11 protein-coding genes are annotated in these 12,283 nt (G+C 64.7%); 6 read left to right on the top strand and 5 right to left on the bottom strand.

Translation table 11 applies throughout. The features are described from left to right. The first annotated feature begins 19 nt into the window (after positions 1–19). The 3 genes from DXK93_RS08695 to DXK93_RS08685 all read left to right on the top strand — a co-directional run bounded on the left by DXK93_RS08695 (position 20) and on the right by DXK93_RS08685 (position 3,079). Positions 20–649 carry a LysE family translocator gene (locus tag DXK93_RS08695; protein ID WP_054455566.1) on the top strand — a complete coding sequence of 210 codons (630 nt, stop codon included), beginning with the start codon at positions 20–22 and terminating at the stop codon, positions 647–649. 111 nt (positions 650–760) lie between these two features. Further along, the gene (locus DXK93_RS08690; protein WP_054455568.1) at positions 761–2,368 is read left to right on the top strand and encodes a peptide chain release factor 3; all 1,608 of its coding nucleotides are present in this window, start codon (positions 761–763) and stop codon (positions 2,366–2,368) included. Positions 2,369–2,392: 24 nt separating this feature from the next. Beyond that, positions 2,393–3,079 (top strand): hypothetical protein, encoded by a 687-nt coding sequence (locus tag DXK93_RS08685; protein ID WP_175164340.1) that lies wholly within the window; start codon positions 2,393–2,395, stop codon positions 3,077–3,079. 80 nt (positions 3,080–3,159) lie between these two features. Here the strand turns inward: DXK93_RS08685 and bfr are convergent, their stop codons facing one another. Continuing rightward, entirely contained in the window at positions 3,160–3,636 is a 477-nt protein-coding gene (bfr, locus tag DXK93_RS08680) for a bacterioferritin (RefSeq protein WP_013390908.1), read from the bottom strand. 366 nt (positions 3,637–4,002) lie between these two features. Beyond that, complete coding sequence (locus DXK93_RS08675; protein ID WP_054455572.1) at positions 4,003–4,917, bottom strand: DMT family transporter; 915 nt, start codon at positions 4,915–4,917, stop codon at positions 4,003–4,005. Between the two features lie 128 nt (positions 4,918–5,045). Between DXK93_RS08675 and DXK93_RS08670 the strand changes: the two genes are divergently transcribed. After that, complete coding sequence (locus DXK93_RS08670; protein WP_054455574.1) at positions 5,046–5,903, top strand: LysR substrate-binding domain-containing protein; 858 nt, start codon at positions 5,046–5,048, stop codon at positions 5,901–5,903. Positions 5,904–5,933: 30 nt separating this feature from the next. Here DXK93_RS08670 and DXK93_RS08665 read toward each other — a convergent pair whose 3' ends face one another. Continuing rightward, positions 5,934–6,215: a bacterioferritin-associated ferredoxin gene (locus DXK93_RS08665; RefSeq protein ID WP_119449847.1), complete on the bottom strand. Its 282-nt coding sequence runs from the start codon at positions 6,213–6,215 to the stop codon at positions 5,934–5,936. Between the two features lie 133 nt (positions 6,216–6,348). Beyond that, complete coding sequence (gene rpoN / locus DXK93_RS08660) at positions 6,349–7,794, bottom strand: RNA polymerase factor sigma-54 (RefSeq protein ID WP_119449846.1); 1,446 nt, start codon at positions 7,792–7,794, stop codon at positions 6,349–6,351. Here rpoN and DXK93_RS08655 point away from each other — a divergent pair. Together DXK93_RS08655 and leuA are read left to right on the top strand one after the other, a co-directional pair. Continuing rightward, entirely contained in the window at positions 7,793–8,410 is a 618-nt protein-coding gene (locus tag DXK93_RS08655; protein WP_119449845.1) for a hypothetical protein, read from the top strand. The two genes, rpoN and DXK93_RS08655, sit on opposite strands and share 2 nt — an antisense overlap. Before the next feature lie 526 nt (positions 8,411–8,936). Beyond that, positions 8,937–10,649 carry a 2-isopropylmalate synthase gene (gene leuA / locus DXK93_RS08650; RefSeq protein WP_054455581.1) on the top strand — a complete coding sequence of 571 codons (1,713 nt, stop codon included), beginning with the start codon at positions 8,937–8,939 and terminating at the stop codon, positions 10,647–10,649. 66 nt (positions 10,650–10,715) lie between these two features. Here the strand turns inward: leuA and DXK93_RS08645 are convergent, their stop codons facing one another. Further along, a complete protein-coding gene (locus tag DXK93_RS08645) occupies positions 10,716–12,044 on the bottom strand; it encodes an amidase (RefSeq protein WP_054455583.1) in 1,329 nt (442 codons plus the stop codon). Positions 12,045–12,283: the final 239 nt, after the last annotated feature.

Below are 12,283 nucleotides of genomic sequence, written 5' to 3'. Positions count from 1 at the left end.
CTACCCACGGACCCGCGCCATGCCCTTATCTACCTGGTTGACGTTCTTCCTGGCCTCCTGGGCCATTTCGTTCTCGCCTGGCGCGGGCGCGATCTCGGCGATGTCCTCCGGCCTGAAGTACGGCTTTGCGCGCGGCTACTGGAACACGGCAGGCCTGATCATGGGCATCCTGTTCCAGTTCGTGGTGGTGGCCGTGGGGCTGGGCGCGGTGCTGGCCACCTCCGAGGTGGCCTTCAACGTGGTCAAGTATCTGGGCGTGGCCTACCTGATCTACCTGGGCGTGCGCCAGATCCGCACGGATGCGGCGCCCGTCACGGTGGATTCCGGCGATCCCAAGCGCGCCACGATCCGGGAACTGGTGCTGCGCGGCTTCCTGATCAACACCATGAACCCCAAGGGCACGGTGTTCCTGCTGGCCGTGGTGCCGCAGTTCGTGGATACCGCGCTGCCGCTGACGCAGCAGTATGCGGCGATCGCCGCCACGCTGGCGTTCACCGACCTGGTGGCCATGGGCGTGTACACGCTGCTGGCCGCGCGCGTGCTGCGCCTGCTGCGCAGCGCCAAGCATATCCGCTGGATGAACCGGACCTTCGGTTCGCTCTTCATCCTGGCCGGCGTGTTCCTGGCTTCGTTCCGCCGCCATTCCTGAACCCCATGCGCGGGGCATGCGCTGGCGACGGCGCATGCCCCGCGCGTTTTTCATGCCCGATACCGGACCGCGCCGGGCCCAAAAGCGGCGCCAAGTAAAATCCTTCCGATCATGAACATCCCTCACGAAGTAGCGCGGCGCCGTACGTTCGCCATCATTTCCCACCCCGACGCGGGCAAGACGACACTGACCGAAAAGCTGTTGCTGTTCGCAGGCGCGATCCAGATCGCCGGCAGCGTCAAGGCGCGCAAGGCTTCGCGCCATGCATCGTCCGACTGGATGGAAATCGAGAAGCAGCGCGGCATTTCCGTGGCGTCCTCGGTGATGCAGATGGAATACCGCGATTGCGTCATCAACCTGCTCGACACCCCGGGCCACGCGGACTTCTCCGAAGACACGTACCGGGTGCTGACGGCCGTGGACGCCGCACTCATGGTGATCGACGCCGCCAACGGCGTGGAGCCGCAAACCATCCGCCTCTTGCAGGTCTGCCGCGCGCGCAACACGCCCATCATTACGTTCATCAACAAGATGGACCGCGAAGTGCGCGAACCTTTGGAACTGCTGTCCGAAATCGAAGGCCACCTGGGCATGGACGCGGTGCCGTTCTCCTGGCCGGTCGGCATGGGCAAGGCCTTCGGCGGCGTATTCGACATCCGCCAGGACCGCATGCGCGTGTTCCGCCCCGGCCAGGAACGCCGATCGGACAAGGACGACTTCATCGAAGGCCTGAGCAATCCCGAAATCGCCCGGCGCTTTGGCTCGGCGTTCGAGCAGGCCAGCGGCGAGATCGAACTCATCAACGAAGCCGCGCCCGCCTTCGACCGCGAACAATTCCTGGCCGGCAAGCAGACGCCTGTGTTCTTCGGCTCCGCCATCAACAACTTCGGCGTGCAGGAAGTGCTGGACGCGCTGGTCGAACAGGCGCCTCCCCCGGGCCCGCGCGAGTCCATGCAGCGCCTGGTGCAGCCCGTGGAGCCCAAGTTCACCGGCGTGGTGTTCAAGGTGCAGGCCAACATGGATCCGGCCCACCGCGACCGCGTCGCGTTCGTGCGCGTAAGCTCCGGCCGCTTCGAACGCGGCATGCGCCTGAAGGTCGCGCGCACCAACAAGGAAATGCGCCCCAACAACGTGGTGTCCTTCCTGTCGCAGCGCCGCGAGCTGCTGGACGAGGCCTATGCCGGCGACGTGATCGGCATTCCCAACCACGGCGTGCTGCAGTTGGGCGACGTGCTGACCGAAGGAGAGACGCTGCAGTTCACCGGGCTGCCGTTCTTCGCCCCCGAGCTGTTCCAGGCCGTGGAAGTGAAGGATCCGCTGCGCACCAAGCAGTTGCGCACCGGTCTCACCCAATTGGGCGAGGAAGGGGCCATCCAGGTGTTCCGTCCCGAGGCTGCCGGCGGCTCGCTGCTGCTGGGCGCGGTCGGACAACTGCAGTTCGAAGTGGTCGCCCATCGCCTGAAGACCGAGTACGGCGTGGACGCGCGGATGCTGCCTTCCCGCTACACAATGGCACGTTGGATTACGTCTGAAAACCCCAAGGCGCTGCGCAAGTTCATGGATGCCAATGCCGCCCATATCGCCTATGATGTTGTGGATGCGGCGGCGTTTTTGATCGGTTCTCCCGCGCAATTGCGCGTGGCCGAGGAACTGTATCCCGATGTGAAATTCCATGCCATGCGCGAGCACGGCGGCAAGGTTTTCGGAGACAAAGCGTAGACCCGTTCGGGTTCCGCACGGCAGATGAGGGTAGCAATGTCTTGGCGTTTCTTATTCGCAACGCTCCTGATCGCGCTTGGCGCGTCGGCCTGGGGCGGTATTCAACTGGGTGATTGGCTGGTGGCGCATGCGCCGGTGGCCGCGCCCGCTCCTGGCCAGGATGCCGCGGCATCCCAGCAGCCCGTACTGGATGCCAACGGCCGTCCTTACGTGGCCCAGCCTCCGCAGCCGCGCATCGACGGTACCTTGGGCGTGCCCGACAAGCCCGCCGACCGCGAATGGCAGGTCAACACCGTTTCGCTGTTCGACAGCGTCAGCGACCCTGCGGTGAAGATCTCGCGCGAACGCATCAGCCCGGACCAGGCCCGCGAAATCGCGGCAGCTTCGCAAGTGCCGCTGCCTTCGGGCACTTCGGACGTCAGCACCCTGGATCTGCAGGCTCCCGGCACGTCCACCGCCATCAACGGCGGCCAGGTCCAGGCAGGCGGCTACGGCACTCCGCAGATGGTGCAGGCGCCCCCGCCGCCCCCGAACACCGCGCAGGCGCCCGGCGCCCTGGGCTGGCAGGACGCGCTCAAGCGCGAACTCGCGCATTGCGCCACGCAAGGCTTCTTCGAACGCCCCTCGTGTTCTTGGGCCGCGCGCAACAAGTACTGCGGACCCAACCGCGCCTGGGGCACCATGGCCGAGTGCCCGGCTCGCCCGAACTGAAATATCGGCGCGCGGCATGCGCCGCATGACACCGACAAAAAAATGGCGCCCCGCAGGGCGCCATTTTTATGACCGGAACATTACTCCGGCACGGACATCTGGCTTTGCAGATAATTCTGGATGCCGACCTTGTCGATCAGGTCGATCTGCGTTTCCAGGTAGTCGATGTGCTCTTCGGTGTCGTCCAGGATGTCCTGGAACAGATCGCGCGAGACATAGTCGCGCACCGATTCGCAATGCGCGATCGCTTCCTTCACGGTCGCCTGCGCGCCTTGCTCCAGCTTCAGGTCACAGGCCAGCAATTCCGGCACGTCTTCGCCGATCAGCAGCTTATGCAGGTCCTGCAGGTTGGGCAGGCCGTCCAGCATGAAGATGCGCGCGATCAGGCGATCCGCATGCTTCATTTCGCCGATGGACTCTTCGTACTCGTGCTTGCCCAGCTTGTCGAAGCCCCAATGGTTCAGCATGCGGGCATGCAGGAAATATTGGTTGATGGCCGTCAGTTCGTTGGTCAGTTGCTTGTTCAGAAACTGGATGACGGTTTTGTCGCCTTTCATGATGGACTCCTTGCAGTCAGGCGCGACGCAGATGCATCGCGACAAAGGAGCGCACGATGCCGCGCGTACGCAACCCCGGCAGACTACCACCTGGCGCGGGGCCGCGCCTAGCCTTGCGCTGCATTTGGTAAACCGCTTTAGGAGCGCTACAAGAAAGCGACACGCCAATGAGAATGAGTATGCGTGCGTGATGCCTTGCATGCCGGCATCAGCAACGATGCGGCCTGACGGCGCGCGATGCCGCCGAATCCGCCGCGCGATCCACGCGATCGCTGGCAACGATGCGTCCCTCGACCGCGTGAAACGCGCCGGCTCGTGGCCGGCGGCATTTCGTTGCGGATCGGCAACCCCGGCTGGGGCGGCGCGTTACTCGGCGCGCCGCGTGGCCAGCCAGATGCCCAACGCGATCGGGACGATGCCCAGCAGATCCAGCCACGATACGTGCTCGCCCAGCACCAGCCACCCGAACAGCAGGCCCAGCGGCGGCATCAGGAAGTGCAGCGCGCTTGCCGCAGTAGCGCTGGCGCGGCCGAGAATCATGAACCACAGGTAGTAGCCGCCCATCGACACCGCGACAATCATGTAGGCCATGCTCCAGAACAGGCTGGCCGTCATGCGCGCATCGCCGATGTTCTCGTGCATCAACGCGAAGGGCAGCAAGGCTACGGCGCCGGCCAGGGACTGTATGCCCGTGGACGTCCACAGGCCGGAGGACGGCTTCAAACGCTTGTAGAGCAGCGTGCCGGCCACCAGCGCCACCAGGCCGCCCGTCACCAACAGCGTGCCATGCAGGTCCTCCTGCATGCCCGACAAGCGTGAACGCAGCACCAGGGCCACGCCCGCCAATCCCAGGCACAGGCCCAGCAGTTTGCGCCATCCCAGCCGTTCGCCCAGCACCGGGCCGGCCAGCACGCCGATGAGCAGCGGGTTGGTGCTGATCAGCACCGCGGTAAACGCCGACGACACCGTCGTCATGCCCGACCAGCTCAGGCCGAGGTACAGCGCGTTGTTCAGCACCCCCAACAGGATCAGCGCGGCCAGATCGCGCGCGCTTGGCATCTTCCAGCGGCCGCTCGCCGCCGCCAGGCCCAGCATCAAGGCTCCCGCGATCACGAAACGGATGGTCAGCAAGGTCAGCGGCGGACAGTCCCGCACGGCGATCTTGGCCGCAGCGAACGCCGAGCTCCACAGAAAGCAAAAAGCTGCGATGGGCGCCCAGCTGATGCCCGGCGAGGCTTGAGCTGGAATGGCGGCGGCGGAAAGGGTCGAGGTGGCCTTCATGATGAGTCCGGAAGGTGGCGCTAAGCCGCAGTGGCGGCGGATGGACGAATTCTGCGCGGCCGCCCATCCATTGACAAACTCTTTATTCGGATCGAAAGTATTTAAAAAATGAATGCATGGAGCCGGCGATGCCTGACCTCGATCTTTTGCACAGCTTCGTGTCCGTCGTGGATGCCGGCGGCTTCACGGCGGCGGGCGAACGCGTACACCGCAGCCAATCCACGGTCAGCCAGCAGATCCGCAAGCTGGAGGAATCCCTGGAATGCGCGCTCTTCATCCGCGAAGGCCGCCAAGTCTTGCTGACCGAGGACGGCGAGCGTCTCCTGGGCTATGCCCGGCGGATGCTGGCCTTGTCGACCGAGGTCCGTGAAGCCGTCAGCGGGCGCAAGCGCGTGGACGTGATCCGGCTGGGCATCCCGGACGACTTCGCGGCTGACGCGCTGACCATTCTGGTGTCGGAATTTGCGCGGACCCGCCCAGGCGTGCGGCTATCGGTCCGCTGCGACCTGACTTCCGCGCTCACGCGCGCACTGGAGCGGGGCGACCTGGACGTGGCGCTGCTCAAACGCGAGCCCGGCGCGGGTGCCGCGTTGGCCGCCTGGCCCGAACACTTGCATTGGATCGGTGCACCCGGAATGGAACTCGCGTCCGCCGAGCCGGTGCCGCTGGTCGCGTTTCCGCAAGGCTGCATCTACCGCAATCGCGCCATCCATGCCCTGGAAGCTTCGGGCCGGCACTGGCGCATCGCCTACGAAAGCCCGAATCTGATGGGCCTGCAAGCGGCGTTGACAGGAGGGTTGGGCGTGGCGCTGCTGGAGCGGCGTTGCCTCTTGCCGGACCATCGAATCATCGACGCAGGGCTGCCGTCCGTGCCGTCGACCGAATTGGCGTTATGCCTGGCCGATACGCTGCGCGAACCTGCGCGCCAACTGGCGATGACTATCCGGGAATTTTGCGAGAAAGAAGCAACGCGGCCCGCTGCGTGACGGCAGCGAGCCGGAAAGAGACGACCGTCCTCAGGCGATGGCGACCAGGGGAATCGGAAAGCTGCTGTTGGCAGCAGGCGCGCCCGACTCGACCATAGCGGCCGGAGGATTGACCGGAACGGCTATGGAACGCACGTCGCATACGCTGGAACAGCGTCCGCCCGGCAGGTATTCGGTCGCGGTAGCCGCGCAGCAGCCGCAGCACGTGGCCACGCCCAGCTCGAATTGCAGGTCGGAAAGCGTCGTCGCGCCCGCGTCCACGCTGGCGCGGACTTGGCGTTCGGTGATGGCATTACATACGCAAATGTACATGAGAATAATTATCGAAAATTATTCCGCTACTGACAAGCCCCGCGTGCAAATAAATTTGCAACCAAAGTGTCACGCAAGTCTTTGAAATTAGGGACGAATTTTCATAACCCCGTCCCTCATTTCATGGCCCCGCTCAGCGGGCTGCCGCCTGCGCCTTGCGCAACGCCGCCGGGGCTATCCGCAGCGCTTCGCGGTACTTTGCCACCGTCCTTCGGGCGATGACTATCCCCTGATCGGCCAGCTTTTGCATGATCTGGCTGTCGGACAAAGGCTTGGCCCGGTTCTCTTCGGCCACCATCTGGCGGATGAAAGTCTGCACTGCCGTGGCCGAGGTGGCATCCCCGCCGTCCGTCGAAACCCCCGTGCCGAAGAAGCGCTTGAGTTCCAGCGTACCAAACGGAGTGAGCATGTACTTCTGTGTTGTGGCCCGTGAAATGGTGGATTCATGCAAACCGAGCTCGCCGGCGATGTCCTTCAGGATGAGCGGCCGCATGGCGGCCGGCCCCTGGCTGAAGAAGGCCGTCTGGTGCTGCACGATGGCCTGGGCCACCCGCAGGATGGTGTCGAAGCGCTGTTCCACGTTGCGGATCATCCAACGGGCCTGCTGCAGCTGCGATTGCAGGCCCGCATGCGCGGATTCCTTCTGGTTGCCCAGCATCTGGGCGTACAGCCCGTTGATCTGCAGCTTGGGCACGGCGGCGCTGTTGAGGGTGACCTGCCAGCCGCCGCGCGTCTTGCGTACGATGACGTCCGGCACCGCGTAATCGGCCGCGGGCACGGTCCAGGCACGCCCCGGGCGGGGCTCCAGGCGCAGGATCAGGGCATGGGCGGAGCGGAACGTGGCTTCGTCGCAGCCCACGGCCGCGCACAGGCGCGCGGCGTTGCCCGTCGCCAGCAAGGCCAGGTGCTGCGCGCAGATCTGGCGCGCGCAAGCCAGGACCGCGGCATTCGCGGCTTCAGGCAGTCGATCCAGATCCGGGTTGCGTAGCTGCAACAGCAGGCATTCCGCCATGTCGCGCGCGCCTATGCCGGGCGGATCGAAAGACTGCAAAAGCGACAAGGCCGCCTTCAGCTCGTCGATGTCCGGTTCCAGTTCGGGCGGCAACCAGTCCAGGATTTCCTCCAGCGGTGATCCCAGGTAGCCGTTTTCGTCCAGCTCGTCGATCAGAAGACCGGCGAGCGCGGCGTCGCGCGGCGCGGCGCGCGTCAACATCAGTTGGCCCAGCAGGTGCTCGCGCAGCGTATCCGGCCGAGCGGCCTCGGGCCGGCTGGAGTCTTCGTCGGGGTAGACCCCGCCCGAACCCGGCATTTCATCCACCGGCGATTCGCGTTCGGCGGCGGGCTCGTCATCCTGCACCGAGGACTCGCGGTCGGACTCGGCCGGCGCCTCGGCCAACGGCGCTTCGTCCTGCCGCTCCAAGAGCGGGTTCTCCGCCAGCACTTGCGAAATCTCGGCTTCGAGGTCGAGCGTGGACAGCTGCAACAATCGGATCGATTGCTGCAGTTGTGGCGTCAGCGTCAAATGCTGACCTGGTCGCAGTTCTAAAATTGGACGGGTCATAGGTACAATATTTTGCATGATGAATCTGACTTCGCCCGCAAGCGTCCGCCAGGACTGCCGCCTCATTGGCCAGACCCTGCTCAAACTGGCGCTTCCCCGACTCGTAATGCGTGCGATCGTCATCGCCGTCGCTGTGGTCATCTGGTATCTCGCCGCCAACTGGATACTGAATTTCGGCCGCACCGTGAACTACGAGTTCCTGCATTCCCTGGGGCAGCCGACCGTGGACATGGTGCAGAAGGTCAACCCCTACATCTGGTGGGTGGTGGCCGGCATCTGGACCCTGATCGTGTTCTTCACGCTGCGCGCCTGGCTGTCCGCCAGCCTGGCTTCCGGCAGCGCCACCCCGGTCGAAACCAGCGTGCTGGCCGACCTGGCGCCCAACCTGACCGAAGAAACGCTGGGCGTGCTGCGCTGGACCTGGGGCGATCGCCAGGAGCCCTTCACGGTGGGCGATCTGCGCCGCTCCCTGTCTGAAATCCGCCACAACCGCGCCGGCAAGATCGCCATGGTCGCGGAACAGGCCCGCATCCTGGAGCCGTCCGACCGCCAGCCGCGCGATCCGCGCGACGAGGTCCGCCGCGAAGCACGCAGCGAACGCTACGTGGAACCGCGCATCGGCCCGGCCCGGTAAGCCCGTCCGTCCTTTCTCCATTGCCATAGCAGGCCGCCGACAGGCGGCCTGTTTTTTTGCTTCAGCCGTACGCCTGGCCTGGCAACCCCATAGCGTGCCTCCCGCCCCCCGTCCAACCTCGTTTTGCCGAATATTCTTCAGCAAAATGCGTTGCCACCGGCATATATTTCGCCCCAACACAAAAGAGTGTTCAGTTGCGCATTCGGCAAAAATGTGTTTGACTAGCAACCTATGGCCGCTCACCGCACCCCCTTCGCGATTGCCACCGGACGCTACGACGCTCCGGTTGCCGGCCTGCGCGCTCGTTTCTCCTCCTACGCGCTATCGCTATACCTACCGATCGGTTGCCGGGCCTAGTGTCCCCGTGGTAGCTCGGCAACCACGCTTGCCACACGCGATTTCCCCCTTTTATCTCTGAATCCTGCCGGTCAATCACGGCAAATCCTGGCGCAAGACCGCAATCCGGTCGCGCAGCCGCCTAGGGAAGCATTCCCGGGATTCAAAAGAAACCGATCGAGGTGTAGTAATGATGCTTGCCAACCCCGCCACCAAATACGTCCCCTTCGCGCCCTTTACCCGCGACTTTTCCGAACGCACCTGGCCCAGCCGCCGCATCACCAAGGCGCCGATCTGGATGAGCACGGACCTGCGTGACGGCAACCAGGCCCTGATCGAGCCGATGAGCGTCGAGCGCAAGCTCCGCTTCTTCGAACAGCTGGTGAAGATCGGCTTCAAGGAAATCGAAGTGGGCTTCCCGTCCGCTTCGCAGACCGACTTCGATTTCGTGCGCAAGCTCATCGACGAAAAGCGCATTCCTGACGACGTCACCATCATCGTGCTGACCCAGTCGCGCGAAGACCTGATCAGCCGCACGGTGGAATCCGCCGCCGGCGCCAAGCAAGCCATCGTCCACCTGTACAACGCCTGCGCCCCGGCGTTCCGCAAGGTCGTGTTCAACATGAGCAAGGACGAAATCAAGAACATTGCCACCACCGGCACGCGCCTGGTGAAGCAGTACATGGCGCAGCACCCGGAAACGCAATGGCGCTACCAGTACTCGCCCGAAGTCTTCAGCACCACCGAACCCGAGTTCGCGCTGGAAGTCTCCAACGCCGTGGCCGACGTATGGCAGCCCACGCCCGAGTGCAAGATGGTGCTGAACCTGCCCGCCACCATCGAGGCCACCAGCCCCAATCTGTACGCCGACCAGATCGAATGGATGCACAAGAACCTGGCGCGCCGCGACAGCATCGTGCTCAGCGTGCACCCGCACAATGACCGCGGCACCGCCGTGGCCGCCGCCGAATTCGCCGTGATGGCCGGCGCCGACCGCATCGAAGGCTGCCTCTTCGGCAGCGGCGAGCGCACCGGCAACGTCGACCTCGTCACCCTGGCCTTGAACCTCTACACGCAGGGCGTGCATCCGGGCCTGGACTTCTCGGACATCGACGAAGTGCGCCGCTGCGCCGAGTACTGCAACCAGTTGCCCGTTCACCCGCGCCACCCGTACGCGGGCGACCTGGTCTTCACCGCGTTCTCGGGCTCGCACCAGGATGCCATCAAGAAGGGCTTTGCCCAGCAACAGGCCGACGCCGTCTGGGAAGTGCCTTACTTGCCGATCGACCCGGCCGACCTCGGCCGCAGCTACGACGCCGTCATCCGCGTGAACAGCCAGTCGGGCAAGGGCGGCGTGTCGTACCTGCTGGAACAGGAACACGGCCTGGTGTTGCCGCGCCGCCTGCAGATCGAATTCAGCCGCGCCATCCAGCGCGTCACCGACGAAACCGGCCGCGAAGTCACGGCCGACGACGTGCACACCATCTTCAACCGCGAATACCTCGAGCAGAAGTCGCCGTGGAAGCTGGTGCGCCACCGCATCGACGGCAATCCGTCGGCCGGCGAAGGCCAGCACTTCAGCATCGAAGCTGAATTGGAATACAACGGCGAACGCCGCATCGTGACGGGCAAGGGCGACGGCGCCATCTCGGCCTTCGTAGCCGCGCTGGACGTGCCCGTGCGCATCATGGACTACCACGAGCACGCCATCGGCACCGGCACCGACACGCGCGCCGCGTCCTATGTCGAACTGCGCGTCGGCGAATCCAGCACGGGCTTTGGCGTGGGCATCGACCGCGACATCGTGACGGCTTCCTTCCAGGCCGTGCTGAGCGCCGTCAACCGCCACATCAATGCCGGCGCCGTGACCGCAACCGAGCAAGAAACCGCCGAAACCGCGTGATCCGCAATCCGGCGTAAAAAAAGCCAGCCTTATCGGGCTGGCTTTTTCTTTGGACGCGCGCCGCGCTTATCCGCGTGGCCAGATGTCGGCCGCGCCGATATCTGGCGCGGTGGCCGCAAGGAGCCGCTGATGGACCCAAGCGGCGATTGCCAGCGTGCGGTGGTCGCTATAGCGCGCGCCGACCAGCTGCAACCCGACGGGCAAGCCTTGCGGGCCGGTGGCGAAGGGCAGGCTGAGGGAAGGATGGCCGAATACCGTCCACGCGCGCGAGAACTGCGGATCGCCCGTGCCCAGGTCCGCGAACGGCGCCTCGCCGCTGGCGCTGGGCGCAAGCAGCACGTCGTATTTGTCGAACCACGTGTCCACGCGCGCGCGCGACTCGGCGACGCGCATCAGGTTCTTCTGGTGTTCTTCAGCGGTGATGCGCGAGCCCGCTTCCAGGATGGCCTGGATCTTGGGACTGAGCTGCGCCGCATGCTCCAGGCGCTCGTAGGCCAGCGCCTGCGAAGCTTCAAACGCCATGATGTCCGCATGCAGCTGCACCAGAACGCAATGCTCGGGCGGCAGCGGCAATTCTTCGACCACGGCGCCGGCGCGCGACAGGATGGCCGCGGCCTGCGCGTAGGCTTCCTTGGTTTCGGGCAGCGCATGCCGCCATTGCAGGCTGCGGTACATGCCGATACGCGGCTTGCCGTCATAGGCCAGATCAAGCATGCGCGGATCGCGCATCAGGACGGAAGCAAACAATGCCACGTCCGGCACCGAACGCGCGAAACCGCCGATGGTGTCCAGGGACTCCGCCAGGCTTTTGACGCCCGCGCGGGAAATGCTGCCAAAGGTGGGTTTGAAGCCCACGATGCCGCAATAGGAAGCAGGGCGGATGATGGAAGCCGCGGTCTGCGTACCCAATGCGAAGGGCACCATGTCGTCGGCCACCGCCGCGGCCGAACCGCTGGACGAACCGCCGGGCGAGTAGGCTTCGTTGCGAGGATTGCGCGTGGGGCCTGCCAAATAGGTGGCGAATTCAGTCGTCACGGTCTTGCCGACGACGATCGCGCCCGCGCCCCGGCACAGCGCCACCGAGGCCGCGTCCAGGCCCGGATGGTGGCGTTCATAGATGGGCGAGCCATAGCGCGTGGGCAGGTCGACAGTGTCGAACAGGTCCTTCACGCCCATGGGCAGGCCATGCAGCACCCCGCGCAGCGCGCCGCGGTCCAATTCCTGCGCGCGATCCAGCGCGGCCTGCTTTTGCAGCGCGGTCCAGGCGTGGATGGTGCTTTCGCGTTGCTCGATGCGCGCAAAGCATGCGCGCACCAATTGCTCTGCGGTCAATTCGCGCCGTTGCAGCTTGCGCGCGGCTTCCAGCGCGCCAAGTCTGTTCAAGGCAGTAGACATGGTCCTTTCCTCTTTACCGGTACCGCGCGTGTCGCACGGCAGCTAAATACGCACCCGGTCCCCTTTGACCGAGGATCCGCCTTTATGCGCGGCATATTGCCGCGCAGTTCGGATGGACCGACTCCAGCCATTGTGCGCGCTGCGTCAATTGGGATAAACACCGAAAAAGCCGCTTTTTCCCGGGGAAATCGCATGCCGCGCCATGGCAATTTATTGTTGCGTCGGCATCAGCATAGCGC

This window comes from Achromobacter sp. K91 (assembly GCF_003576205.1).
Classification (GTDB): Bacteria; Pseudomonadota; Gammaproteobacteria; order Burkholderiales; family Burkholderiaceae_B; genus Achromobacter; species Achromobacter aegrifaciens.
This window is presented reverse-complemented; position numbering and strand designations above follow the sequence as displayed.